The organism is Pseudomonas sp. TAA207, from assembly GCF_001529285.1.
Lineage (GTDB): Bacteria > Pseudomonadota > Gammaproteobacteria > Pseudomonadales > Pseudomonadaceae > Aquipseudomonas > Aquipseudomonas weihenstephanensis.
Window position 1 is genome coordinate 120,625 of record NZ_LLWJ01000063.1, and the last position, 26,053, is coordinate 146,677.

The 26,053-nt window shown below is 59.2% G+C and carries 29 protein-coding genes; 11 read left to right on the top strand and 18 right to left on the bottom strand.

The window, feature by feature from the left end:
• Positions 1–25 precede the first annotated feature (25 nt).
• Positions 26–466, bottom strand: coding sequence for a GlcG/HbpS family heme-binding protein (locus tag AP059_RS09555; protein WP_048366290.1), 441 nt, complete (start codon positions 464–466; stop codon positions 26–28).
• Between the two features lie 266 nt (positions 467–732).
• Between AP059_RS09555 and gcl the strand changes: the two genes are divergently transcribed.
• The 7 genes from gcl (at position 733) to AP059_RS09590 (ending at position 9,480) form a co-directional block, all read left to right on the top strand.
• On the top strand, positions 733–2,508 hold the full coding sequence (gene gcl / locus AP059_RS09560) for a glyoxylate carboligase (protein ID WP_059763002.1): 1,776 nt from the start codon (positions 733–735) through the stop codon (positions 2,506–2,508).
• 54 nt (positions 2,509–2,562) lie between these two features.
• Positions 2,563–3,345 (top strand): hydroxypyruvate isomerase, encoded by a 783-nt coding sequence (hyi, locus tag AP059_RS09565; RefSeq protein ID WP_048402424.1) that lies wholly within the window; start codon positions 2,563–2,565, stop codon positions 3,343–3,345.
• Between the two features lie 174 nt (positions 3,346–3,519).
• Positions 3,520–4,410, top strand: coding sequence for a 2-hydroxy-3-oxopropionate reductase (locus AP059_RS09570; RefSeq protein WP_048366287.1), 891 nt, complete (start codon positions 3,520–3,522; stop codon positions 4,408–4,410).
• A 78-nt stretch (positions 4,411–4,488) separates the two neighbouring features.
• Positions 4,489–5,388 (top strand): urea transporter, encoded by a 900-nt coding sequence (locus AP059_RS09575; RefSeq protein ID WP_059763003.1) that lies wholly within the window; start codon positions 4,489–4,491, stop codon positions 5,386–5,388.
• Between the two features lie 39 nt (positions 5,389–5,427).
• Positions 5,428–6,249 carry an ion transporter gene (locus tag AP059_RS09580; RefSeq protein ID WP_048402421.1) on the top strand — a complete coding sequence of 274 codons (822 nt, stop codon included), beginning with the start codon at positions 5,428–5,430 and terminating at the stop codon, positions 6,247–6,249.
• A gap of 93 nt (positions 6,250–6,342) precedes the next feature.
• Positions 6,343–7,344, top strand: coding sequence for a sulfate ABC transporter substrate-binding protein (locus AP059_RS09585; protein ID WP_059763004.1), 1,002 nt, complete (start codon positions 6,343–6,345; stop codon positions 7,342–7,344).
• Positions 7,345–7,554: 210 nt separating this feature from the next.
• Positions 7,555–9,480, top strand: a complete 1,926-nt coding sequence (locus tag AP059_RS09590) for a DNA topoisomerase III (protein ID WP_059763005.1) — start codon at positions 7,555–7,557, stop codon at positions 9,478–9,480.
• A gap of 114 nt (positions 9,481–9,594) precedes the next feature.
• Here the strand turns inward: AP059_RS09590 and AP059_RS09595 are convergent, their stop codons facing one another.
• The 11 genes from AP059_RS09595 to ccmA form a co-directional block, all read right to left on the bottom strand.
• Positions 9,595–9,888, bottom strand: a complete 294-nt coding sequence (locus tag AP059_RS09595) for a hypothetical protein (RefSeq protein WP_131811518.1) — start codon at positions 9,886–9,888, stop codon at positions 9,595–9,597.
• Positions 9,889–10,183: 295 nt separating this feature from the next.
• On the bottom strand, positions 10,184–10,585 hold the full coding sequence (locus AP059_RS09600) for a hypothetical protein (RefSeq protein WP_059763007.1): 402 nt from the start codon (positions 10,583–10,585) through the stop codon (positions 10,184–10,186).
• Positions 10,586–10,656: 71 nt separating this feature from the next.
• Entirely contained in the window at positions 10,657–11,859 is a 1,203-nt protein-coding gene (gene ccmI / locus AP059_RS09605) for a c-type cytochrome biogenesis protein CcmI (RefSeq protein WP_059763008.1), read from the bottom strand.
• Positions 11,852–12,325: a cytochrome c-type biogenesis protein gene (locus AP059_RS09610; RefSeq protein ID WP_059763009.1), complete on the bottom strand. Its 474-nt coding sequence runs from the start codon at positions 12,323–12,325 to the stop codon at positions 11,852–11,854. The genes ccmI and AP059_RS09610 overlap by 8 nt, the downstream gene beginning before the upstream one ends.
• The gene (locus AP059_RS09615; RefSeq protein WP_059763010.1) at positions 12,322–12,858 is read right to left on the bottom strand and encodes a DsbE family thiol:disulfide interchange protein; all 537 of its coding nucleotides are present in this window, start codon (positions 12,856–12,858) and stop codon (positions 12,322–12,324) included. Before AP059_RS09615 ends, AP059_RS09610 begins: the two co-directional genes overlap by 4 nt.
• Complete coding sequence (locus tag AP059_RS09620; RefSeq protein WP_059763011.1) at positions 12,855–14,843, bottom strand: heme lyase CcmF/NrfE family subunit; 1,989 nt, start codon at positions 14,841–14,843, stop codon at positions 12,855–12,857. Before AP059_RS09620 ends, AP059_RS09615 begins: the two co-directional genes overlap by 4 nt.
• Positions 14,843–15,316 carry a cytochrome c maturation protein CcmE gene (ccmE, locus tag AP059_RS09625; protein WP_048366275.1) on the bottom strand — a complete coding sequence of 158 codons (474 nt, stop codon included), beginning with the start codon at positions 15,314–15,316 and terminating at the stop codon, positions 14,843–14,845. The genes AP059_RS09620 and ccmE overlap by 1 nt, the downstream gene beginning before the upstream one ends.
• Positions 15,313–15,489 (bottom strand): heme exporter protein CcmD, encoded by a 177-nt coding sequence (gene ccmD / locus AP059_RS09630; protein ID WP_048366274.1) that lies wholly within the window; start codon positions 15,487–15,489, stop codon positions 15,313–15,315. The genes ccmE and ccmD overlap by 4 nt, the downstream gene beginning before the upstream one ends.
• On the bottom strand, positions 15,486–16,244 hold the full coding sequence (locus tag AP059_RS09635; protein WP_177332372.1) for a heme ABC transporter permease: 759 nt from the start codon (positions 16,242–16,244) through the stop codon (positions 15,486–15,488). The genes ccmD and AP059_RS09635 overlap by 4 nt, the downstream gene beginning before the upstream one ends.
• Before the next feature lie 85 nt (positions 16,245–16,329).
• Positions 16,330–16,998 carry a heme exporter protein CcmB gene (gene ccmB, locus AP059_RS09640; protein ID WP_048366272.1) on the bottom strand — a complete coding sequence of 223 codons (669 nt, stop codon included), beginning with the start codon at positions 16,996–16,998 and terminating at the stop codon, positions 16,330–16,332.
• A complete protein-coding gene (gene ccmA / locus AP059_RS09645; RefSeq protein WP_059763066.1) occupies positions 16,995–17,630 on the bottom strand; it encodes a cytochrome c biogenesis heme-transporting ATPase CcmA in 636 nt (211 codons plus the stop codon). Before ccmA ends, ccmB begins: the two co-directional genes overlap by 4 nt.
• A gap of 191 nt (positions 17,631–17,821) precedes the next feature.
• On the opposite strand from ccmA, the gene fliK reads away from it, so the two are divergent.
• Both fliK and AP059_RS09655 read left to right on the top strand, forming a co-directional pair.
• Entirely contained in the window at positions 17,822–19,405 is a 1,584-nt protein-coding gene (gene fliK, locus AP059_RS09650) for a flagellar hook-length control protein FliK (protein ID WP_059763013.1), read from the top strand.
• The gene (locus tag AP059_RS09655) at positions 19,402–19,722 is read left to right on the top strand and encodes an EscU/YscU/HrcU family type III secretion system export apparatus switch protein (protein WP_048366270.1); all 321 of its coding nucleotides are present in this window, start codon (positions 19,402–19,404) and stop codon (positions 19,720–19,722) included. The genes fliK and AP059_RS09655 overlap by 4 nt, the downstream gene beginning before the upstream one ends.
• Before the next feature lie 252 nt (positions 19,723–19,974).
• On the opposite strand, the gene AP059_RS22700 is transcribed toward AP059_RS09655, so the two are convergent.
• Positions 19,975–20,097, bottom strand: a complete 123-nt coding sequence (locus tag AP059_RS22700; RefSeq protein ID WP_256209784.1) for a hypothetical protein — start codon at positions 20,095–20,097, stop codon at positions 19,975–19,977.
• A gap of 341 nt (positions 20,098–20,438) precedes the next feature.
• Here AP059_RS22700 and AP059_RS09660 point away from each other — a divergent pair, with 341 nt between their 5' ends.
• On the top strand, positions 20,439–21,785 hold the full coding sequence (locus tag AP059_RS09660; RefSeq protein WP_059763015.1) for an FAD-dependent oxidoreductase: 1,347 nt from the start codon (positions 20,439–20,441) through the stop codon (positions 21,783–21,785).
• Entirely contained in the window at positions 21,769–22,335 is a 567-nt protein-coding gene (idi, locus tag AP059_RS09665) for an isopentenyl-diphosphate Delta-isomerase (RefSeq protein ID WP_059763016.1), read from the top strand. Before AP059_RS09660 ends, idi begins: the two co-directional genes overlap by 17 nt.
• An 87-nt stretch (positions 22,336–22,422) precedes the next feature.
• On the opposite strand, the gene AP059_RS09670 is transcribed toward idi, so the two are convergent.
• The 5 genes from AP059_RS09670 to motD form a co-directional block, all read right to left on the bottom strand.
• Positions 22,423–22,815 carry a DUF2802 domain-containing protein gene (locus AP059_RS09670; RefSeq protein WP_048366268.1) on the bottom strand — a complete coding sequence of 131 codons (393 nt, stop codon included), beginning with the start codon at positions 22,813–22,815 and terminating at the stop codon, positions 22,423–22,425.
• Positions 22,816–23,295 (bottom strand): chemotaxis protein CheW, encoded by a 480-nt coding sequence (locus AP059_RS09675; protein WP_048366267.1) that lies wholly within the window; start codon positions 23,293–23,295, stop codon positions 22,816–22,818.
• Between the two features lie 84 nt (positions 23,296–23,379).
• On the bottom strand, positions 23,380–24,231 hold the full coding sequence (locus tag AP059_RS09680) for a CheW domain-containing protein (protein WP_059763017.1): 852 nt from the start codon (positions 24,229–24,231) through the stop codon (positions 23,380–23,382).
• An 84-nt stretch (positions 24,232–24,315) separates the two neighbouring features.
• Complete coding sequence (locus tag AP059_RS09685; protein ID WP_048366265.1) at positions 24,316–25,104, bottom strand: ParA family protein; 789 nt, start codon at positions 25,102–25,104, stop codon at positions 24,316–24,318.
• Between the two features lie 51 nt (positions 25,105–25,155).
• Entirely contained in the window at positions 25,156–26,046 is an 891-nt protein-coding gene (gene motD, locus AP059_RS09690) for a flagellar motor protein MotD (protein WP_059763018.1), read from the bottom strand.
• Positions 26,047–26,053: the final 7 nt, after the last annotated feature.

The following is a 26,053-nucleotide window of genomic DNA, read 5'->3' on the forward strand; positions in this document are numbered from 1 at the left end:
TGCGCCAGCGACTACAGCACAAGACTCAGACCACCACGCCTGCATCCGCCCGCAAACCTTGCGCTTCTATGGCGCTGATCGCGCACTGTTCATCGATGTCAGATGTATCGCCGCTGATGCCCATCGCGCCAATCACCTGCCCATGCTCATCGCGTATCAACACCCCACCCGGCGCCGGCACCACCTCACTTTTGCCCATGCCATTGAGCGCTGCAAAAAACGCGGGGCGCTGCTGCGCGTCCAGCGCCAGCAAGCGCGAACCCTTGCCCAGCGCAATCGCGCCCCATGCCTTGCCAATTGCTATGTGGGGCCGCAACAGACTGGCGCCATCTTCACGCTGTAACGCCACCAGATGCCCTCCGCCATCCAGCACCGCCACCGCCAACGGTGCGGCTGAGATCTGACGCCCGGCTGCCAGGGCGTGAGTGGCCAGGTTTAACGCGAGTTTCAAGGTTAAAGCACTCATGGTTGCCGTCCTTATCTTGTTATTGGAAACCCTTTTGGTCGTCTTGATAGACGACCTGATACAACCAATAGAACACAATAAATATTAACTTTGTATACAATTTTACGCATGCGAATCGCCTGATAAAGTTGCAATCCCTCTATTTCACGCCTTCAAAGCCAAGCTCCACAGATTAACTAAAACCCATTGACCTGCACCACGGAGGATGAATACACTCGCCACACAGCCACTTGTATACAATTACAAAACGTAAGAGGCACAAAGCAATGAGCAAAATGAGAGCAATCGAAGCTGCCGTTCTGGTGATGCGTCGCGAAGGTGTCGATACCGCATTCGGTATCCCGGGCGCCGCCATCAACCCGCTGTACTCGGCCTTGCAAAAGGTCGGCGGCATCGATCATGTACTTGCTCGCCACGTGGAAGGCGCCTCGCACATGGCCGAGGGCTACACCCGGACCAAGGCCGGCAATATTGGCGTGTGCATCGGCACCTCCGGCCCCGCAGGCACCGACATGGTGACCGGCCTCTATAGCGCGTCCGCCGACTCCATCCCGATTCTGTGCATCACCGGCCAGGCGCCACGAGCGCGCATGCACAAGGAAGACTTCCAGGCCGTCGACATCACCAGCATCGTCAAACCCGTGACCAAATGGGCGACCACCGTGCTGGAGCCGGGCCAAGTGCCTTACGCCTTCCAGAAAGCCTTTTACGAAATGCGCTCCGGACGCCCTGGCCCGGTACTGATCGACCTGCCGTTTGATGTGCAAATGGCTGAAATCGAATTTGACATCGACGCTTACGAGCCGCTGCCATTGGCTAAGCCGTCGGCCACCCGCGTGCAAGTCGAAAAAGCCCTGGCCATGCTCGACAAGGCCGAGCGCCCGTTGCTGGTCAGCGGCGGTGGCGTGATCAATGCCGACGCCAGCGACCTGTTGGTGGAATTTGCCGAACTGACCGGCATCCCGGTCATCCCGACCCTGATGGGCTGGGGCACGATTGCCGACGATCACCCCCTGATGGTGGGCATGGTCGGCCTGCAAACCTCGCACCGCTACGGCAACGCCACCCTGCTCAAATCGGACGTGGTGCTGGGCATCGGCAACCGCTGGGCCAACCGTCACACCGGCTCGGTCGAGGTGTACACCGAAGGTCGTCAATTCATTCACGTCGACATTGAGCCGACACAAATCGGCCGTGTGTTCACCCCTGATCTGGGCATCGTTTCGGATGCAGGTTCAGCGCTCAAGGTCTTCCTTGAAGTGGCGCGCGAATGGAAAGCCGCGGGCAAGCTGAAAAACCGCAGCGCCTGGCTGCAAGACTGCCAGCAGCGCAAAGCCACCCTGCACCGCAAAACCCACTTCGATAACGTGCCGGTCAAGCCGCAACGCGTGTACGAAGAGATGAACCAGGTGTTCGGCAAAGACACCTGCTACGTCAGCACCATTGGTTTGTCGCAAATTGCCGGTGCGCAATTCCTGCACGTCTATAAACCACGCCACTGGATCAACTGCGGTCAGGCAGGCCCGTTGGGCTGGACCATTCCTGCTGCGCTGGGCGTGGTCAAAGCTGACCCAAATCGCAACGTGGTTGCCTTGTCCGGCGACTATGACTTCCAGTTCATGATCGAAGAGCTGGCCGTTGGCGCACAGTTCAACCTGCCCTACATCCATGTGGTGGTGAACAACTCCTACCTGGGCCTGATCCGTCAGGCGCAGCGCGGTTTTGAAATGGACTACTGCGTACAACTGTCTTTCGACAACCTCAACGCACCGGAACTCAATGGTTATGGCGTTGACCACGTCGCCGTGGCACAAGGTTTGGGCTGTAAAGCGCTGCGCGTCTTCGAGCCGAGCCAGATCCAGCCCGCACTGCGCCAGGCGCAAGAGCTGATCAAAGAGTTCCGCGTACCGGTGGTGGTGGAGATTATTCTCGAACGCGTGACCAATATCTCGATGGGCACCGAAATCAACGCCGTGAATGAGTTTGAAGACCTGGCGCTGGTGGGCAACGATGCACCGACTGCCATTTCGATGCTCGACTAACTAATCGTCCTGCCCCTCTCCCACAGGGAGAGGGCTCAAAAGCTGGAGTTCGCCATGCCGCGTTTTGCCGCCAACCTGTCCATGCTGTTCACCGAACAGGATTTTCTTGTCCGTTTTCAAGCGGCTGCCAACGCTGGTTTCCACGGCGTTGAATACCTGTTTCCGTACGACTACAGCTCTGCCGATATCAAGGCGCAGCTCGATGCCAACAAACTGACCCAAGTGCTGTTCAATTTGCCAGCCGGTGATTGGGCCAAAGGGGAGCGCGGGATCGCCTGCCTGCCGGACCGTGTTGAAGAGTTCCGTGCCGGTGTCGACCTGGCCATCGCTTACGCGCAAGTGTTGGGCAACGACCAGATCAACTGCCTGGCGGGTATTCGCCCACAAGGCGTTGACGAGGCCGTGATCGAAAAAACCTTCGTCACCAACCTCAAATACGCCGCTGACAAACTGCAAGCGGTGGGCATCAAGCTGGTGATGGAAGCTATCAACACCCGCGACATTCCGGGCTTCTACCTGAACAACACGTCTCAGGCGCTGGCGATTCAGGACAAAGTGGGCAGCGCCAACCTGTTCCTGCAATACGACATCTACCACATGCAAGTCATGGAAGGTGATCTGGCGCGCACGATGCAAACGCACCTGCCACACATCAACCATATCCAGTTGGCCGACAACCCAGGGCGCCACGAACCGGGCACCGGCGAGATCAACTACCGCTTCTTGTTCGAACACCTGGACCGCATTGGCTATCAGGGCTGGGTCGGCTGCGAGTACAAACCGTTGACCAGCACGGAAGCCGGGCTGGGTTGGCTCAAGACGCACAACGCGGTGTAAAAGCGTCACGCGCACACGCTGTAGCAGCTGCCGCAGGCGGCGTCCGGCGGCAAAGCCGGCGCAACGGTGTAACCGGCGCGCGCTGCAATGACGATTGCTTGGCAATCGGACGCAGCCTTCGCCAGCGAATACGGGCAGTGCAGCACCCCCTTAATAAAAACAAGAGGATTTGTCATGGCTAAAATCGGATTTATCGGCACCGGGATCATGGGCTCACCCATGGCCAGCAACCTGCAAAAGGCCGGGCACAGCCTGTTCCTGTCCACTCACCACGGTGCCGCCCCTGCCGAACTGGTTGCCGCGGGCGCCGTCGCACTGGCCAACCCGAAAGAAGTCGCCCAGGAAGCCGAATTCATCATCGTGATGGTGCCCGACACCCCGCAGGTCGATGACGTGCTGTTCCGTGAAGACGGGATTGCGGCGGGCCTTAGCCCCAACAAAGTGGTGATCGACATGAGCTCGATCTCGCCAACCGCCACCAAAGCCTTCGCCGAAAAAATCAACGCCAAAGGCGCGCAGTACCTCGATGCACCCGTCTCTGGCGGCGAAGTCGGTGCCAAGGCGGGCACCCTGAGCATCATGGTCGGCGGTGACGAAAAAACCTTCCAGCGTGCCCTGCCCCTGCTGCAAAGCATGGGCAAGAACATCACGCTGGTCGGCGGTAATGGCGACGGTCAAACCGCCAAAGTCGCGAACCAGATCATCGTCGCCCTGAACATTCAGGCGGTGGCTGAAGCCTTGGTGTTTGCTGCCAAGAACGGCGCCGATCCCGCCAAAGTGCGCGAGGCATTAATGGGCGGCTTTGCGTCATCCAAGATCCTTGAAGTGCATGGCGAGCGCATGATCAAAGGCACTTTCGATCCGGGCTTTCGCATCAGCCTGCATCAGAAGGACCTCAACCTGGCACTGGCCGGTGCGCGCGAGCTGGGCATCAATCTGCCCAACACCGCCAACGCCCAGCAAGTGTTCAGCACCTGCGCCGCCATCGGTGGCAGCAACTGGGATCACTCGGCGCTGATCAAGGGCCTGGAGCACATGGCCAACTTCTCGATCCGCGACAAATAATCGCGCTGTGCTTATAGCCGCTGCCCCATCTCGGGCGGCGGCTACACCTCTCACCCGCCTCTGAAGTGTGTCGCCACCATGCACGCCTCCCCCCTCAGCCAGCATTGCCCGGATTGGGCGACTGCTCTGTGCAACGGTTTCAGTCAGATTTTTTTGCAACGTCACCCCTTGTGTGGCGTGTTTTGCTTACTCGCGATTGTGGTCAGCGCACCCGCCCTGGTGGGCGGCGCCCTGCTCGGCGGTCTGAGCGGCCTGTTAACCGCCCAGCGACGCGGCTACCCGAAAGCGCAGCGTCAGGCCGGGCTTTACAGCTACAACGGCGTATTACTGGGCTTGTTGCTGAGCCATCAACTGCCGTGGTCGCCCATGCTGCCGCTGCTGATCATCGCCAGTGCTGGCCTGAGCACCATGCTGATTCATCAGTGGCTCAAACGTGCCCACCGCGATCAAAGCCTGATGGCCTACACCGCGCCCTTTGTCGCGCTCGGCTGGCTCTTGCTCAGTCTCAATGCCGCACCCGCTGCCAGCCTGAGCGCCACGCCGCCGGTCAATGCACACACGCTGCTGCAAGGGCTGTTCAGCGGCCTGGGCCAAGTCATGTTGTTGCCGTCGCCGATCGCCGGGCTGCTGATCGTGCTGGGGCTGTGGCTCAGTCATTGGCGGGCCGCGCTGTGGGCGCTGGCTGGTTCACTGGCCGGCCTGGGTTTTAGTCTGCTTGAGCACGAACCGCTGGCCGCGCTGAGTGGGTTGGGCGGTTACAACGCCGCACTCGCCGCACTGGCCCTGAGCCAGGGCACACGCCAACCCTGGCGGCCACTGGCGGGCATTGCACTGGCCCTGCTGCTGACACCCGGCTTCGCCGCCCTCGGCCTGCCTGCGCTGACGGCGCCCTTTATTCTCAGTTGTTGGCTGGTGCATGCCAGCATCCGCATCATTAAACCTGCGGGGGCGCGATCCGGGTTGCGCATTGAACGCTAATCCACGAATCTTCTTACCTTTGAGATTCGAGCTACCCACATGGATAACAACGATTGGCGTCAGCGTTTGTACGTCATGGTCTTTCAGGCCGACACACCCGCCGGACGCCGTTTCGATACCACGCTGCTGCTGATCATTCTGTGCAGTCTGGTGGTGGTGATACTCGACAGCATCGACAGCATTCATCGCGACTACGCCAGCGTGCTGGCCTATATCGAATGGGGCTTCACCTTCGTGTTTGCGATTGAATACGGCTTGCGCCTGTATTGCTCGCCCAAGCCCCTGCGCTACGCCTTCAGCTTTTACGGGCTGGTGGATTTGCTGGCCATTGTGCCCGGCATCCTGGCGATCTATTACAGCGACGCTCAGTACCTGCTGATTATTCGTATCATCCGCATGCTACGAATCTTTCGCGTGCTCAAGCTTGCCCCTTACTTGAGTCAGGCCAATTACCTGCTCTCGGCGTTACGAGGCAGCAAGCAAAAAATCATCGTCTTTCTGGTCAGTGTTTCCACGCTCGTCACCGTGTTTGGCACCCTGATGTACGTGGTCGAAGGACCCGAAAACGGCTTCACCAGCATTCCAATCAGTATCTATTGGGCTATCGTCACCCTCACCACCGTGGGCTTCGGTGACATCGTGCCCAAAACCCCGGTCGGGCAAATCATCTCGGCCCTGGTGATGATCACCGGTTACTCGATCATTGCCGTGCCCACCGGTATTTTCACCGCCGAACTGGCCAATGCCATGCGCGGTGAGCAACTCAAGCACAACTGCCCCACCTGCAAGAAAGAACGCCACGAACCCACGGCCTCGTTTTGCTCGCGATGCGGTAACGCGTTATTCACCAAAAATGCATAAGCAAAGCTTTTTTTAATCTTTTAAGCACTAAGCGCCAGCAGCTATAGTTGCTGGCAAATTGCCCTATTTGCCCCCTATAACAAGGAATGAGCCGTGAAAAAACTTTTTAGCGCTTCTGTCCTGGCCGCAAGCCTGGCCTTTATCGGTGTTGCCCATGCCGCGCCCCAGCCGCTGCTGAACGTTTCGTACGACGTCATGCGCGATTTCTACAAGGAATACAACCCGGCTTTCCAGAAACACTGGGAAGCCGGGCACAAAGAAAAACAGAACATTCAAATGTCGTTCGGTGGCTCCAGCAAGCAAGCGCGTTCGGTCATCGACGGTCTGCCCGCTGACGTCATCACCATGAACATGGCCACCGACATCAACGCCTTGGCAGACAACGGCAAGCTGGTGCCTGAAAACTGGGTCACGCTGCTGCCCGACAACAGCGCGCCGTTCACCTCCGCCACGGTTTTCATCGTGCGCAAAGGCAATCCAAAAGCGCTGAAAGACTGGTCAGACCTGGTCAAGGATGGCGTTGAAGTCATCGTGCCCAACCCGAAAACTTCCGGCAATGGTCGTTACACCTTCCTCTCGGCATGGGGCTACGTGCTGAAAAACGGCGGGGACGAAACCAAGGCCCGCGACTTCGTTGGCAAGCTGTTCGCCCACGTACCGGTTCTGGACACCGGCGGCCGTGCGGCCACCACCACGTTCATGACCAACCAGATTGGCGACGTATTGGTGACCTTCGAAAACGAAGCCGAAATGATTGCCCGCGAATTTGGTCGTGACCAGTTCGAAGTGATCTACCCAAGCGTGTCGGCCGAAGCTGAGCCGCCTGTGGCCGTGGTCGATAAAGTGGTCGACAAAAAAGGCACGCGTGCAGTGGCCCAGGCTTATCTCGAATACCTGTGGTCGTCTGAAGGTCAGGAAATCGCCGCCAACAACTACCTGCGCCCACGTGACCCGGCCGTACTGGCTAAATACCAGGACCGCTTCCCGAAAGTTGACTTCCTGTCGGTGGAAAAAACCTTCGGTAACTGGCGTGACGTGCAAAAAACCTACTTCAACGACGGCGGGGTCTTTGATCAGGTCTACCCGGCCAAGTAACCCGACACAGCCCGGATCGCAAATCTGCACCCGCGTAGCCGCTGCCGAAGGCTGCGTACGGCGGCGAAGCCGTCGTAAACGCCCTCGGCCGCGGCGACGTGACTTAACGCACACCGCAACAAGCTGTACATAAACACAGTAAAAACAGTTGCTCTCGTTTAAATCTCTGCCATGCTGTGCACCTTCTGCGCAGCATGAACGAGTGAAGCGATGCGGCTGTTTTTGTGTGAAAAACCTTCCCAGGCCAAGGATATTGCGGCCGTGCTCGGCGCCAGCCGACGCGGCGATGGCTGCTGGACGGGGCCCAACGCCACCGTTACCTGGTGCATTGGCCACTTGCTCGAAACCGCCCCGCCAGACGCCTACGACGAGCGCTACAAGCGCTGGGTGCTGGCCGATCTGCCGATCATTCCGGATAAATGGAAGATGCGGGTCAAACCCAAAACCGCCAGCCAGTTCAAAGCCGTCAAGCGTCTGCTGGGTGAAGCCAGCGAACTGGTGATTGCGACCGACGCCGACCGCGAAGGCGAAATGATCGCCCGCGAACTGGTCGATCACTGCCGGTATCGCGGCCCGATTCAACGCTTGTGGCTGTCCGCGCTGGACGACGCGTCCATTCGTAAAGCGCTGGCTGCACTCAAACCCGGTGCAGAGACCTTCAACCTGTACCACAGCGCACTGGGACGCTCGCGCGCCGACTGGCTGATCGGCATGAACATGAGCCGTCTGTTTACCCTGCTGGGGCGTCAATCCGGTTATCAGGGCGTGCTGCCGGTAGGTCGCGTACAAACCCCGACCTTGCGCCTGGTGGTCGACCGCGACCGCAGCATCAGCGACTTCGTGCCCGTGGCGTACTGGGCCATTGAGGTACACCTCAAGCACGACAGCCAAGTGTTCACCGCGCAATGGCGCGCCGACCCGCACACCTGTGACGAACAAGACCGCTGCCTGAATCAGGCTCACGCCCGGCAGGCGGCCACGGCGATGCAAAACGCCAGCCAGGCGCGCGTGGTCAAACTGCGTACAGAGCGCATGCGCGAAGTCGCGCCGCTGCCCTTCGACCTCGGCACGCTGCAAGAAGTGTGTTCAAAAAAGCTGGGGCTGGGCGCCCAAGAAACCCTCGACATCGCCCAGTCGCTGTACGAAACCTACAAAGTCATCACCTACCCGCGCAGCGATTGTGGCTACTTGCCACAAAGCCAGCACGCTGAGGCCGCGTCCATCCTCCACGCGTTGCAGCAGGCGGACCCCAACCTTGGCGCATTAGCCGCTCATCTGGACCCTCAACGCCGCTCACGGGCCTGGAACGACGCCAAAGTCAGCGCTCACCACGGCATCATCCCCACGGCGGCAGCCAAAAACCTTGAACGCCTGGCGGGCAAACCGCGGGCTGTCTATACGTTGATACGCGCACGTTATCTGGCGCAATTCCTGCCCAATCATGAGTACGACCGCACCCAGGCCGACTTCGATTGCGCGGGCCAGGCCTTGCGCGCAGTGGGCAAACAAATCGTCGAACCCGGCTGGAAACGCGCACTGCCCCAAGCCCTGGCCCCCGCCAAAAGCGACGCCCCGGCGCCGCAGCCGCTGCCCCTGCTGCGCGAAGGTCTGGATTGTGCGATTACCGACGTGCGGCTCAAAGACCTGTGGACCCAACCGCCCAAACCCTTCACCGAGGGCGATTTGATCAAGGCCATGAAAAACGTCGCCAAGCTGGTGCAAGACCCGCTGCTCAAGCAAAAGCTCAAGGACACCACCGGGATCGGCACCGAAGCCACCCGCGCCGGCATCATTCAAGGCTTGCTGGACCGCGGCTACCTGAGCAAAAACGGCAAAGCGCTGGCCGCCACCCCGCCCGCCTTCAGCCTGATCGACGCGGTGCCGCGCGCCATCGCCGATCCGGGCACCACCGCGATCTGGGAGCAAGCACTGGACATGGTGCAAAGCGGTGAAATGAGCCTTGAGACCTTTGTCTCCAAACAGGCGGCGTGGATGAGCAAGCACATCGAGCGGTGCAGCGGCCTGCAAATGACCATCAGCGGCCCCGCCAGCCCGGCAGGCAGCGCACCGGCCTGGAAGAAAAAACGCAAAAGCTCCACGGCCAAAGCCAAGCCTAAACGCACAGTGCGAAGTTAGAATAAAGAGGCGTGATTGCCTAAAGCACAGTGCGGGCGCACTGCGTCAACGTGTAGCAATCACGCGCTCATGGCGTGGCTCACCCCACCTCTACCCTTTAACCCGACAAGGCACTTAATTACCGACTTTAAGTTCACCCTCGATATTTTCAAGTTTTGGCACATTGGAAGGTTCATAGTAGCCAGAAGTGGGGTAAGAGTTTTCGCCGATATGACGCGAACATCTAGCGTTGACATAGCACTGTTCTTTTCCTGTTTTTTCGTTTTTCCTAATCTCCGAACTCACGACCCTACAACTTTTCGAAGCGCTGCTTTTAGACCAAGCACCCATGCACTTATCAGCAGCGGCGATCTGCTGTCCGCCCAGCATTAATAACAGGAACATCATTACGCACATTAAACGACTCATATAACTCACCGCCATGAGAAGGGAAGTCATTTAAATGTAGAGGGCAAGTTTGCGGGGGTAAACTGTCAGAATTGACAGTTTTTAATACGTCTTTACTCTGACAACACTCGCGATTAATCCAAAACACTACATCATTCAAGCCCCATCAGATGACGGTATTGAATGATCAATCCAAGTATTCCCGACACGCCCTCAATAAAGAACTTGTTTGATAGTGGGAGACAACGGGGGAATGGACAAAACGCGCCAAGCGCTGGCACTGAAGGCATTTGCCTTCAGTGCCAGTGACCGGTTTTTACTTGAACTGCCGGCTCAAGCCCGGCGGCACACCACTGATGTCAGTTTCTTCCCACGGCCCGTTCGGGCTGACGGAGCGGCTCCAGCCGTTGCTCCAGCGGTAATAGGTGCGCTGGCGGTAGAACGTGTCGGGTTGCTCTTCAAGCACATAAACGCCCAAGCGGGCATCCCAATGACTCGGCCCGCCGGGTGGCGGGGCAAAGGTCGCCGAGGTGCGTGGCAATGGCTTTGGCGGTTTGGGAATCGGCATGTCCGGCAACGGCTTGCCAGCTGGCTGCGACGACGGTTGCGGCACCGGGGCTGGCGTGGTCGGGGCGGTTTGATCCGAAGGCTGATGAATCGCACAGGCGCTCAGGCCTAAGGCGAAACTGAGCAGGGTGATGCGAGCAAGCGGATGCATGAGGGTTCTCTTGTCGTTAATCGCGTGCAGGCGCGCGTTTGCTCGCGCCTGTACGGGACAGTATTGACCGGTTATTTATCCGGGCTGTCGATGGTCAGCTGTTGCAGCGCTGTGGTGCTGCTGGACAGCGGTTTGCTGCGCCCTGCCCATTCGCCAGCAGTCGGCTGGCCAGCACGGGAGATGCGTGCAACCAGTTGGACTTCAGGAAAGTTCGACAGTTTCAATTGCGGCATCATCGCATCGCTGTCCGCCAGCTCAACCGTGATCGGCAAGTCGGCCACGGTTACACGCTTGACCGCCAACGGCGCCGGCGGCCCGGTCACGGCACGGGCGAAAATGAACACGCTGTCGGTCGGCAATACACTGGCTTTCACCGCGTCTGCCAAGTCAACACTGACCTTGATCGATGCCTGAGCCTTGGCCACAGGCGCAGCCTCAACCTGAACCCCATTGGCCTGCAATTGCTCACGGGCTTTTTCGATACCGCCTTCGAGCGCTGCGCGGGACGCGTCGCCTTCAGGCAGTTCGTTCATCAGCCGCTGCCAGTAGCCGATAGCTTGCTGATAACGCTTGGCCTCGAACGCTGCGATGCCCAGCAACCCCAGGCTGGTGACTTCTTTAGGGTCAGCCTTGAGTGCTTCATCGGTCAGCGCTTGCGTGGTGGCGCTCCACTGTTTGTTGTCCGCAAAATACTGCGCCTGCGCCCATTGGCCCAGCAGCTCGGGTTGACGACCAGCCAGCGCAACGGTTTTTTCGAACACCTTGGCCGCGTCTGCCGGACGGTTTTGCGCCATGTAAGCACGCCCCAGGAAGTACAAACCTTCAGCCGACTCAGGCTGTGCGGCAGCCGCACGCTCCAGCCGCGCGACCATTTCTTCAAGCGATTGCGGCGGCTGAGAAAATTCGCGGGTCAGCTCAACTTTGTCGCTCGCGCCGTAGTGCAAATAAAGCCCCAGGCCCAGCACCGGCACCATGACGGCAGCCAGCAACGGCACGGCTTTACCGAGGCTGGACACCCGCGCCGGGGCGGCGCCTTCGGTGTCGGCCAACAGTTCGCGCGCCGCTTCCGCACGCCCGGTTTCAAGTTGGGCGTCGGTCAATACACCGTCTTCACGCTGAGCCAACAGCTCAGCCACGCGTTCCTGATACAGGGCCACGTTCAGTGCGGTGCGGTCTTCCTCACGCTGGGCGCGACGGGCGCGCAACACCGGGATCAAGATAAAGCTGAGGGCGATCAGTAGCAGCAAACCGGCTGCAAGCCAGAAATCAATCATCTTTGGTTTTATCCAGCAAAGTGTCGAGGCGCTGACGCTCCTCGGCAGAAAGGGTGTCTACCTGTGTGGCGCGTTGGCTGCGACGGCGGCCCACGATCACGCCAATCACTACCAGACCACCGACCAGCAAGCCCAGCGGGCCGAACCACAGAATGGCGGTTTTGCCGGTCAGCGCCGGTTTGTAACGCACGAAATCACCGTAACGGTCGACCATAAAGTCGATGATCTGCTGGTTATCCTTGCCTTCACCCAGCATGCGGAAAATCTCGCGGCGCAGGTCAGTGGCAATCGGCGCGTTGGAGTCGGCAATGTCCTGGTTCTGACATTTTGGGCAGCGCAGCTCTTTGGTCAGATCACGAAAACGGTCACGCTCGGCGTCATTTTTAAACTCGTACGTGTCGATGGCAGCATGGGCCACGCCCGTGAGGGTCAGGCCAAAGGCGATCGCGGTTAACCAGCGCTTCATGGTTGGGCCTCGTCAACCAGCGCCTGGTACTTGCCCGCCAGTTGTTCACGCCACACGGTTTCATCGATCACGCCCACGAACTTGTGACGAATCACGCCCTGGCTGTCGATGATGAACGTTTCAGGGGCACCGTATACGCCCAGGTTCAAGCCCAGCGAGCCGTCAGCATCGTCGATGTCCAACTGATACGGGTTGTGAAAATCCTTGAGCCATTTTTTCGCGTCGCCGTTGTCGTCTTTGTAATTGACGCCGTAGATCACCACGCCCTGCTCGGCCAGTTTGGTCAGCACCGGGTGCTCGACCCGGCACGAAATGCACCAGGTCGCCCACACGTTGACCAAAGCTGGCTTGCCCTTGAGGTCGGCCTCGGTCAGGGTCTTGTCACCCTCCACCGACGGCAGGCTAAAGGCCGGGAATGGTTTGTCGATCATGGCCGACGGCAATTCGGTCGGGTCCAGGTACAAGCCCTTGTAAAGAAACCACGCCATGCCCAAAAACACCGCCAGTGGAATCAGCATCAACCAACGTCTCATGCCGCAGCTCCTGTCATGCCCAGCGCGTCACGCACACGGGTTTTTACTTTGACCCGGTAACGACGGTCCATCGCGGCCAGTAACCCGCCAAAGCCCGTCAGCAACCCACCAAACCAGATCCAGCGCACAAACGGCTTAACATGCACACGAACGGCCCAGGCACCGTCGCCCAACGGTTCGCCGAGCGCCACATACAAGTCGCGGGTGAAACCGGCATCGATGCCCGCTTCCGTCATCATCGAACTTTGCACCGTGTACAGACGTTTTTCAGGGTGCAGCACGCTGACTTCCTTGCCATTGCGCACCACGCGCACGGTGCCTTTGTCTGACGTAAAGTTCGGCCCCTGGTAGTGCTTGGCCCCCTCAAAGATGAAGTGATAACCGCCCAGCTCCATCGACTCGCCGGGCGCCAGGCGCAGGTCGCGCTCGGCACTGTTCTGACTCGACAACACCACGCCTACCGCGCACACCGCTATGCCCAGGTGGGCAATCTGCATGCCCCAGTAGCTGCGGGTCAGGCTGCGCAGGCCTTTGACCAGACCTTTGTGACGGGTTTTGTCGCCGATATCGCGCACCCCGGCCAGCAGCACCCAGGCGGCCAGCATAAAGGTGGTCAAGACCGCCCAGTTAAAGTCGCCGTAAGCCACGCCAGCAATCGCCGACAATGCGGCACTGCCCAGCAGCACCGGGGTCAGCATGCCCAACAGCCATTTAACCGGGGTGTCTTTCCAGCGCACCAGCACACCCACCGCCATCACCACCATCAGCAACGCCATCAGCGGGATAAACAGCGCGTTGAAGTACGGCGGCCCCACCGACATTTTGGCGCCACTGATGGCGTCCAGAATCAGCGGGTACAACGTGCCCAGCAAAATCATCGAAGCGGCGACCACCAGAATCAGGTTGTTGCCCAGCAGCAAGGTTTCACGCGACCACAGGTTGAATCCGACGTGGCTTTTCACCACCGGGGCGCGTAATGCAAACAGCGTCAGCGAACCGCCCACCACAAACAGCAGGAAAATCAGGATGAACACGCCGCGCTCAGGGTCAGAGGCAAACGCGTGCACTGAGGTCAATACGCCCGAACGCACCAGGAAGGTGCCCAGCAGGCTCAACGAAAACGCTGCAATGGCCAGCAATACGGTCCAGCTTTTGAACACACCGCGTTTTTCTGTCACCGCCAACGAGTGAATCAGCGCTGTGCCCACCAGCCAAGGCATGAAGGACGCGTTTTCAACCGGGTCCCAGAACCACCAGCCGCCCCAGCCAAGCTCGTAATAGGCCCACCACGAGCCCAGCGTGATGCCGATACCGAGGAAGGCCCAGGCCACGATGGTCCACGGACGCGACCAGCGCGCCCACGCGGCATCAAGACGCCCGCCGAGCAAGGCGGCAATGGCAAACGCAAATGCCACCGAGAAACCCACATAACCCATGTACAGCATCGGCGGGTGAACGATCAGGCCGATGTCTTGCAACAGCGGATTAAGGTCGTTGCCATTGGCCGGAATCTGCGGCAATAGCCGCGCAAACGGGTTGGACGTCAAGATCAGGAACAGCAGGAAGCCGACGCTGATCATGCCCATGATCGACAACACCCGCGCCAGCATCACCTGCGGCAATTGGCGCGAGAAGATCGACACGGCGAAGGTCCAGCCGCCCAGAATCATGGCCCACAACAGCAGCGAGCCTTCGTGGGCACCCCACACCGCGCTGAATTTGTAGTACCACGGCAGCGCACTGTTGGAGTTACTGGCCACATAGGCCACCGAGAAGTCATCGGCCATGAACGACCAGGTCAGGCAACCGAACGCAAACAGCAGAAAGGCGAACTGGCCCCAGGCGGCCGGTTGCGCCAGGCTCATCCATAATTTGTCGCCACGCCAGGCCCCGAGCAACGGCACGATGGCCTGCACAATGGCAATGCACAGCGCCAGAATCATGGCCAACTGGCCCAATTCCGGGATAAACAATCCAAACGTCATCACTTAACCTCTTTGGCCGGTGCAGGATTACCCGGTGCAGGCGCGGATTGGCCGCTCTCTTTCAACGCCTTGGTGACTTCAGGCGGCATGTATTTTTCGTCGTGCTTGGCCAGCACTTCGTCCGCCACTACCACGCCCTGGGCGTTGAGCTTGCCCAGCGCAACGATCCCCTGCCCTTCGCGGAACAGGTCCGGCAGAATGCCGCGGTATTGAATGGTCACCGCTTTATTGAAGTCGGTGACCACAAACTCGACGTCCAGCGAGTCGCCGCTGCGCTTGAGCGAGCCGTCTTGCACCATGCCACCGGCACGAATGCGCGTGTCGACCGGCGCTTCGCCGTTGGCGATCTGGGTCGGGGTGTAAAACAGGTTGATGTTCTGCTGCAAGGCGCTCAAGGCCAATGCCACGGCAGCCCCGGCACCGACCAGAATCGCCAGGATGATGATCAAACGTTTTTTACGCAGCGGATTCACTTCGTGTTCTCCCGGCGCAAACGACGCGCCTCTTGTTGCAGATAACGCCGACGCGCCAGGACCGGCAGCGCCACGTTCAACGCCAGGACCGCCAGGCAAATGCCATAAGAGGTCCAGACATACACCGCGTGATGGCCCATGGCGATAAAGTCGCCAAAAGAAGCAAAACTCATCGCGCACCCTCCAGTGCTTTGAGCACTTCAGCTTTGACCCAACTGCTGCGGGCCTCGCGTTTTAGCACCTCAAGCCGCATGCGCAGCAGCAGCACGGCGCCAAAAAAGCAATAAAACCCCGCCACCGTGAGCAGCAGCGGCAGCCACATTTCCATTGGCATGGCCGGTTTTTCAGTCAGGGTGAACGTTGCCCCCTGGTGCAGGGTGTTCCACCACTCCACCGAGTATTTGATGATCGGGATATTGATCACGCCGACAATCGCCAGCACGGCGCAAGCCTTGGCCGCGCTGTCACGGTTGGTAATGGCATTGCCCAACGCGATCAGGCCGAAATACAGAAACAGCAGAATCAGCATCGAGGTCAGGCGCGCATCCCACACCCACCACGACCCCCAGGTCGGTTTGCCCCAGACGGCGCCAGTGACCAGCGCCACGGCGGTCATCCACGCGCCAATCGGTGCGGCGGCTTGCAGTGCCACGTCGGCGATTTTCATCTTCCACACCAGCCCTACGACGCCGCAGACCGCCAGCATCACGTAGCAGCACTGCGCCAGCATCGCGGCAGGCACATGGATATAAATGATCCGAAAACTGTTGCCCTGCTGGTAGTCCGGTGGCGCAAACGCCAGGCCCCAGACCACCCCGCTGACAATCAGCAATACGGCGGCAATGCTCAACCACGGCAGCAGGCGGCCACTGATGGCATAGAACCATTTGGGCGAGCCGAGTTTGTGAAACCAAGTCCAGTTCATCACGCTGTTTCCATCACGGTGCCGGTCACGACAGGGTGAGTGTCATGCCAGCCAGGGTCTTTACTGGCCAATGAATGGCCAGACCTCATTATTCGCCGACGCTGATTTTCAGGCCGGCGGCTATAGCAAACGGTGTAAGGGTTACTGCCAGGGCGGTCAGGCTACCCAGCCAGAGCAAATAACCGGTCGCGGGCATCCCCATAAGCGCCGCCTGCAAGGCACCACTGCCCAGGATCAGCACCGGGATGTAGAGGGGCAGAATCAACAAGGCGAGCAACAGGCCGCCGCGCTTGAGACCCACCGTCAATGCAGCACCCACGGCACCGAGCAAGCTCAGTACCGGCGTGCCAAGCAGCAACGACATCAGCAACACCGGCAGACACGCCACCGGTAGCCCCAGCATTAATGCCAGCAACGGTGACAGAATCACCAGCGCCAGCCCGGAAAACGCCCAGTGTGCCAGCACTTTGGCCAACACCAGTAGAGCAAGGGGGTGCGACGAAAGGACCCACTGCTCCAGCGATCCGTCCTCGAAATCACTGCGGAAAAGCCCGTCCAGCGAGAGCAAAACCGATAAAAGGGCGGCCACCCACAGCAGCCCCGGAGACAAGGTTTGCAACAATTGAGTTTCAGGACCGACTGCCAGCGGGAACATTGCAATCACGATCGCGAAGAACACCAGCGGGTTGGCCAACTCGGCCGGACGACGAAACAATAAACGCGCCTCACGCGCCAGCAACACGGCAAACACACTCATACAGCCCAACGCCCCAAATCAATATCGCGATAACCGCCAGGCACGCGGGTCAAGGTGTGATGCGTGGTGAGCACCACCATGCCGCCCTGTTCGCAATGACGGGCCAGGTGCTCTTCCAGCTGCGCTACGCCTTGTTTATCGAGCGCGGTAAAGGGCTCGTCAAGAATCCACAGCGCCGGGCTGTCCAGATACAGGCGAGCCAGGGCCACACGTCGCTGCTGCCCCGCCGACAAGGTGTGACACGGCACGTCTTCAAAACCTTTGAGGCCCACGGCTGCCAGCGCGGCCCAAATGGCCTCGCGCGACGCCGGACGATGCAGCGCACACAACCAACTGAGGTTTTCTTCGGCGCTGAGCAGGTCTTTGATGCCCGCCGCATGCCCAATCCACAGCAGCGTGTTGGCCAACTCAGTGCGCTGTTGGCTTAAAGGCTCGCCGTTTAGGCGTATTTCACCCGCCGTCGGCTGCATCAGGCCCGCCAACAAACGCAGCAGGCTGGTTTTGCCGCTGCCGTTGGGGCCGCTGATTTGCAGCATGTCACCGCTGGCCAGACGCAATTCGAGGTTTTCGAACAACATCCGCCAGTCACGCTCACAGGCGAGCGCTACGGCTTCTAGAAGAGGGCTGGTCACGTAATTGAGGCCTTCACGGTTCAAGTCGGCGCGGGCGTGGCCGTTAAAGTGATGCAGGATAAATGCATTTGCGGCCTGATTCAGCGAGCTGGATCAAACATTCGTAATGTTTTGCTGCCCTCTGAACGACGGGGCGGCATTATACATGCCATGTCCTACTCTAAAGAGGGCAATTTCGACAGGTTGTAACGATGAAAGGCGACATGAATATTCCCCCGCTCCTGCCAACGGCACCAAACGGTGCACGCTCCGGCGTGGTCGGGGGTGAGCTGCTCAAGTTATTACAACCCCTCGACGGCTTGATCAGCCCCGGCCAAAGTGCCAAGGCTGAAGTGTTATCGCTCAAGCAAGACGACCAGGCGTTTCAATTGCTGCTCAAGCTGACCCTGGCCGGCGGGCGCCAAACCAACGTGCAAGCCAACAGCAATTTCCCGCTGCCACTGGGTACGCAACTGGCCGTGACCCAGCCCAGCGCTGGCAACCTGGCCATCAGCGTGCAGCAGGCGTTGAGCAGCAGTGTCGCCACCCTCACCCGCCTCGACACTCAGCAGTTGCCCTTGGGCACGTTGTTGCAAGGCAAGGTGCTAACGACCCAGGTGTTGCCACAACCTGCGGGGCAACCGGCGGTGTATCGCTCGCTGGTCACCCTGCTCAATACCGCTCTGAGTGGCAGCACCCTGGCGCTCGACAGCCCACAACCCTTGCGCCTGGGCAGCCTGCTGACGGCACAAGTGCAAGGTGCGCAAAGCCTCAACTTCGTGCCCCTGAGCGGGCGCCAGGATCAACTGGCTATCACGCAACAATTGGTCACACAACAAAGCCGCCAAGGCTCGCTGGAAGGGCTGTTGAACGCCCTGCAAAACCTGCCGTCTAGCACCCGCATGCCTGCCGAGTTGCGCGCATCAATCGATTCGCTATTGGCCGGTTTGCCTACTCCCGCCCAACTGGGCACCCCCAAAGGGTTGAGCGACGCCCTGCTCAATAGCGGCGCATTTCTGGAGGCCAAACTGCTGGGCGGTCAACCGCAAGCGTTGGCGCCAGACATGAAGGCCACTTTATTGCGATTGATCGCGCACATTTTGCCCGGCGTACCCGCCAATACCAGCCTCAACCCTGGCGCGGCTGCCAGTGCTCAGGCGCAAGCCATGCCGACGTTCGTGCGCAACGCGCTGGGCATGCTGGGGCAAGTCAGCGCCAAACCACAGCCGACTGGCTTCCCGCTGCCCACGCGCACCCCGCACAACGGCGAAGGTGAAGGTGAAGGTGAAGACAGCCTGCAAAGCCTGCTCAAGCTCGCCGCCGCCGCTATCTCGCGCTTACAGAGCCATCAACTGTCCAGCCTTGAGCAAAGCGGGCGCACCCCCGACGGCGGGCTGTTGACCACTTGGCAGCTGGAAATCCCGATGCGCAACGCCCACGACATCGTCCCGCTGCAAGTGAAGTTCCAACGCGAAGACCCGCCCGAAAAAGACCCCGAAGACAAGCGCGAAAGCCGCGAAGTCAAAGACCCACTTTGGCGCGTGGAACTGGCCTTCGACCTCACGCCTCTGGGGCCGCTGCATGTGCAGGCGCAATTGCTGCGCGGCAACCTGTCGGGCCAGCTCTGGGCCCGACACGCCTACACCGCCGAACTGATCGCAAGCCAACTGGTTCACCTGCGCCAGCGTCTGAAAGACGCCGGGCTGAGTGTGACCGATCTCGATTGCCACCAGGGCACACCGCCGCAAGGTGGCCATAGCCCACTGGAACAACGCTGGGTCGACGAAACCGCATGAAAACGCCCACTCCCCCGCCGCGCCAGGCGATCGCCCTCAAATATGACGGCCAACAGGCTCCCACCCTCACGGCCAAAGGCGACGATGAATTGGCCGAAGCCATTCTCAAACTCGCCCGCGAGTACGACGTGCCGATCTATGAAAACGCCGAGTTGGTGAAACTGTTAGCGCGCATGGAACTGGGTGACAGCATCCCCCAGGAGCTTTACCGAACGCTGGCCGAGATCATTGCTTTTGCCTGGCAGTTGAAGGGCAAGTTCCCGGCGGGATTTGATCCGGATGCGCAGCCGGTAGAACGGGATGTAACGCCGCGATAATTAACGTCACAGGGTCAGCACGAGCCTTCGGCTTCGGGGGGCAATCGTGTGCGTCAGTTTAATGACTTCAGACCATACATATTGTTCAGCCTCCAGCGTCAGTAGATAACTGAGTTCGAAGGTGGGCGTGATTTGAAATCAGCGGGGCAAAAATGACAAATGGATCACACTGCCTGGCGCCTCATCTGTAATCGTTATGGCCAAGCCTGGCTCGCCCACCATCCGTTCACGATCCCTGCACAACCGGTAGCTTTAGCCAGGGCTTACATCCGCGCCGAGCACGATCTCAACGTCAATGGCTTGCGTCACCGGGCGCATAGGTATGACACCTTGAGCATCGGCATCGGGAACTATCGGTGCAAGGGGAACCGCCATTAGTCCAACCATCATTGAACTCCCGTCATGAGTGATGCGCGCGGTTCTAATAAACCGGCGCATTCAACATTCAAAAGAACACGCTATAAAGCGCCCTCTTTTCAGGGCATCGACTTAAATGACGCGTCATGTCGAACGCTGACTATCACTCATTCACTGGCCCCTGAACGACCCTGTTAAAAGCCGCCTCGCGCTGATTATTATCCCGCTGCGCACTTTGCACTACTGTCACTTCTGACAGTGGCGTGCCCGGGTGGCGCCCGTTACAGTCGGGCCATTGTTTGCACAGGCAGTGCTTGAACATGGGGCTCACCTTGCCCCCATTAAGGGAACAAAGCCCAGTGAAAAAAGCCGTGGTGATTGGCGGCAGCCTGTCAGGTTGCCTCGTGGCACAAGTGCTGTCAGAACACTTCAGTGAGGTGGTGATCCTGGAAAAGGATCAATTTGACGCCACGACGGCGCCCCGAAAAGGCGTCCCTCAAGAGCACCATCTGCATCTGGTGCTTAAACAGGGCATGGACATCATTGAAAGTATCTTCCCCGGCATTTCACATGCCCTGAATGCTGAGGGCGGCGTACCGCTCAATCTGGGCCGCGATCTACGCTGGTTTCAGGGCGGCGAATGGAAAGTCCCCTACCTCAGCGGGCTTACATCCACGGTGTTCAGTCGCTCACTGCTGGACAAAACCTTGCGCCAACGCATCCTCAGTAACCCGCGCGTTACCGTCAGCCGCCATACCAGGGTGAGCGGCTTGATCTGCAATGGCACCCGCGTTGAAGGGGTCACGCTCAGTCGAGATGGGGTTGAGGAAGCACTGCGCTGCGAATTAGTGGTGGACTGCAGCGGCTTTGGCACTAAAACACCGCAGTGGCTAAAGGCCCATGGCTTGGGTGACGTGCAAATCAGCACCCTGAAAAAGCACACCCACTATTCATCGCAGCTTTACCGTTGCACAGGCGTCGTCGACACAAAAGCGGTCATGATCTGGGACCAGGGCAGTAACAAGCACGATGTAGGGCTGCTGTTTCCGATTGAAAAGGACATATGGCTCGTTTCGGCAGCCGGCTGCTTTGAGTCCAACCCCACACATGACGTGACCACCTACAAGGCCTTTATCGGCGCACTCGCGCAGCCCGATATCAGTGACTTCATCGCTCGAGCCGTTCCGGTGTCTGAACTCTCAAACTTTAGATTTGGGGGCAGCACTTGGCGCCACTATGAAAAAATGAGCCACTTCCCGGACGGGTTATTGGTGGTGGGGGCCGCCTTTTGCAACCTCAATCCATACTTTGCCCAAGGCCTGACGATGTGCGCCAGTCACGTCAAGGTTTTACGTGAGCACCTCACTCAAGGGCTGCCCGCACGGGCACTGCAAAAAAAACTGGCACGCGTCTCGCGCACGCCTTGGGACATGGCTGAAGTTGAAGACCTGCGTCACTCGCGCGTCGAAGGCCAGCGCACTCTTTTCAAGCGATTCTTGATGGCCTATGTCGGCATGTTCTACACACTCTCCAACCACAACACGTTCGCCAGGGAACTTCAGCTCAAGGTCATGCATCAAGTCGCATCGCCCTATGCACTCTTTCACCCGTCTATAGTCATGCGCATAGCGGGCATGGCCTGCTTGTCTGCTTGGCGGGCCAAATCATCAGTGCGAAAGGCGTCCTCCCATGACACTCCCCCCTGAAGAATCACTGATTCTAGTGAATGAACAAAACCGCAAGGTGGGCACCGGCTTTAAATTGGACGTGCACCAACGCGGCCTGTTACACCGGGCCTTCTCCATTTTTGTGTTCAATCAGTCAGGCCAATTGCTGCTGCAACAAAGGGCTGAGGGCAAATACCATTCCGGCGGTCTGTGGACCAATACCTGTTGTGGTCACCCACGGCCGGGAGAACTGACGGTCAACGCAGCGCGACGTCGGCTCCAGGAAGAGATGGGTTTCGAATGTCCACTCCTCAACGTGGGCACATTGACCTATCACGCACGGGTGTCCAACGAGTTGATCGAGCATGAATTCGATTACGTCTATGTGGGGCGATATGAGGCTGAGCCGCGACCTGACCCCAACGAGGCGTGCGCCTGGAAATGGATAGACCTAGAAACCCTGAACGCTCAACTGGCCAGTCAACCCGAGCTATTTACGGTCTGGTTTAAACAGATCATTCAACAACCGGGCGCGCAACTGCACGCCTTGAAAGAGCGCGCTGCCCGCGCACCCACTGCCACCGGCTAAAACCGCACGCAACAAAAAGGGCCACTGCAACACAGGTTGCAGTGGCCCTTTTCACGTGATCCGTTTACGCAGTTACAGGCTAAAAACTCAGCCTTTGTGCATCTTGCTCATCAACTCGGCCTCAGCCTGGGTCAGGCCACAGGACTCGGTCAATTCGTCGATGCTGGCACCCATGCCAACCAGGCGTGCTGCCTGGGAGAACGACAGGCTGGTCGGGTCGCGCTGTTCCAGTTGCGTGAGTTTTTCAGGCAGCGGCGCCACCACCGCGCGCAACTCGTGCAGGTCTTCACCCATTTGCACGCTGCCGTTCTGGTAGGTGTCCAACCGTCGACCCAGCTCTTTGATGCGCTGATCGCGCAGCGCATCGCCCGCTGCCTGCTGCGCCGCAATCAAGCGCTGGCTGCGTACGTAGGACACGAACATCCACACCGTCAGCACCCAGAGCAGGCCCAGGACTATTACCGCCACCTCAAGCATCAATCAGATGTTCTCCAGATCCGACCATTCTTCTTCGCTCATCATTTTGTCCAGCTCAACCAGAATCAGCAGCTCGCCGTTCTTGTTGCACACGCCCTGGATAAACTTGGCGGATTCTTCGTTGCCCACATTCGGCGCGGTTTCGATCTCGGACTGACGCAGATAAACCACTTCCGCCACGCTGTCGACCAAAATGCCAACCACCTGTTTGTCGGCTTCGATAATCACGATGCGACTGTTGTCTGTGATTTCAGCGTTCATCAAGCCAAAGCGCTGACGGGTATCGATCACCGTTACCACGTTGCCACGCAGGTTGATGATGCCCAGCACGTAGGAAGGCGCACCCGGAACCGGGGCGATTTCGGTGTAGCGCAGCACTTCCTGTACCTGCATCACGTTAATGCCGTAAGACTCGTTGTCCAGCTTGAAGGTGACCCATTGCAGGATCGGATCTTCGGAACCCTTTGCACTTGACTGATTCATACCCCAAACCCCTGACTAAATACCGCTAAAACGGTGTGTGTGCTGTCTGACCGCGCCATTGGCCCGGCCGTTTGTTTTGTCTGTTTACGCCTGCGGCGCGGGTACAGCTTTGGCCATATGCTTGACCGCACCGCTGGCGATCAACTCGGCCAGCTCCGCTACGTCCAGCAGCGCGCACATGTGTTCAATCACCGTGCCCGCCAACCAGGGACGCTGCCCACGCTGGGTGCGCCATTTGATTTCGTTGGGGTCCAGACGCAGCGAACGGCTGACTTGATGCACTGCCAGGCCCCATTCATAGCCCTGAACCGAAATAACGTATTGCAGCCCTTCGCGAAAGTCATCGCGGTAACGGTCGGGCATGACCCAGCGTGCGGTGTCGAGCACCTTGAGGTTGCCACTCTGGCTCGGCAAGATCCCCAGGAACCATTCCGGTTGACCGAACAGCGGCGTCAGCTCACGCCCGGCCAGCGAATAAATCGACCCCAGGCACACCAGCGGCACGGCCAGCGTCAGGCCCGCCACATCGAACAACAAGCATTCGAACGGTTCGGCTGCCCACGCCGGGCGACCATCACTGAGTGCAGGCAAACGCCCACCGGGCGCCGTCGGCAAATGCACATCGACCAATGGCCGGGCCAATGCTTGCTCGACCTGCACCCCCTCAGGCAACTCAACCGCCAGCGCTGCCGGGGCACGAATGGGCACCACCACTGCGGGTGCGGGTGCAGGCACCGCCGCGTCGCGCACCTGCTCTTCCAGCACCGCCGCCGCAAAATCGTCCAGCGCGACGGTTTCAACCTCTGGCATGAGCAACGGCATGACCGGTTCAGGCTCAGCCGCCAATAGCTCCTCGGTAGCCTCTTGCAACAGGCCGTCGAGGTAGGACTGCAACGCCAATTGCGGGCGCGTCGGTATCAATACAGGTTGCTTCATAGAGTGGCCCACGCCCAGCCTTCACACCCGAGACCTGTAGAGGTTATCGGCCGCACAACTTTGATACTTGAATGCACACCCACCTCACGCCACCTGCGGTGCAAGTTGGCGGCTCAGCAAATGCTTGAGCAAGGCGCGATACGCCACCACACCCCGGCTTTTAGGGTCGAACTGCGACGGCGCAAGACCGGCGCGGCTGGCGTCACGCAAACGTGTATCGACCGGGATATAACCCTGCCAAATCGTTTCGGGATACAGGTCACGCAACACCCGCAAGGTGCTCATGGACGCTTGGGTACGCCGGTCAAACAAGGTCGGCACGATGCTGTACGGCAACTCTTGTTTGCGCGAGCGGTTGATCATCGCCAGGGTGTTGACCATGCGCTCCAGCCCCTTGACCGCCAAGTGCTCGGTTTGCACCGGGATCACCAACTGCTGGCTCGCCGCCAAGGCGTTGACCATCAACACGCCCAGCAACGGCGGGCTGTCGATGATCGCGTAATCGTAGTCTTGCCACAGTTGCGCCAGCGCACGGGCAATCACCAGCCCCAGGCCACTCTGCCCCGGCGACTGGCGCTCAAGGGTGGCCAACGCGGTGCTCGAAGGCAGCAACGAGATACGCTCGTTACTGGTGGCCAGCAACAATTGGGCGGGCATGCCTTCTGGCACCTGGCCCTTGTGCAAGAACAAGTCGTAGTTGCTGTGCTCAAGCGTATCGGGGTCGTAACCAAAGTAACTGGTCATGGAGCCGTGGGGGTCCAGATCGACCACAACCACGCGCTTGCCCGCCTCGGCCAGCAAACCGGCCAGAGCGATGGAGGTGGTGGTCTTACCGACACCACCTTTTTGATTGGCTACTGCCCAGACTCTCATTAGCGTGTTCCTCCCGGCGGCATGACCGCTTGGCCGAGAATTGACATTCAGTTATAGGGCCGGCGACGGAGAATTGACGGCATTCGCCCGAACCGGCGGCATTGTCACCGGCGGTGCAGTTTGTGTGCCAGCACGCTTCAACGCCGCATCCGGGGTGGCATGCGCAGAGCCGGTGCCGGTCAGACTGCGGCGCACATCGAGGTTGCGCGACACCACCAACACCACGCGCCGGTTCAGCGCCCGGCCTTCTGGCGTGGCGTTATTGGCCACCGGCTGGAACTCGCCGTAACCGACCGACGCCATGCGCGCCGGGTTGACCCCTTGCATGGCCAACATGCGCACGATGCTCGACGAGCGCGCCGAGGACAGCTCCCAGTTAGTGGGGTACTGCGCCGTGCGAATCGGCAAATCATCGGTGAAACCTTCAACGTGAATCGGGTTGTCGAACGGCTTAAGGATCGTCGCCACTTTGTCGATGATGTTGAAGGCCACGTCACTGGGCATCGCGTCACCACTGCCAAACAACAAGCTGGAATTGAGTTCGATCTCAACCCACAACTCATTGCCACGCACCGTCAACTGATTGGACGCAATCAAATCGCCAAACGCGTTGGTGATGTCATCGGCGATGGTTTTCAGCGGGTCGCTGGTGATTTGACCAATGCCTGCGTCGGTCTGGTCGCTGTCTTTGACCAGCGGCTCGGCAGGCTTGGTGGTCAACGGCCGCTCATCACCGACCGGAATCGGTTTCATGGTGCGTTCGGCGTCGTTGAACACCCCCACCAGCGCCTGGGAGATGATCTTGTATTTGCCTTCGTTGATCGAAGAGATCGAGTACATGACCACGAAAAACGCGAACAGCAAGGTGATGAAGTCCGCGTAGGACACCAGCCAGCGTTCGTGATTGACGTGTTCTTCAGGCTGCCGACGGCGACGGGACATAGCGCAA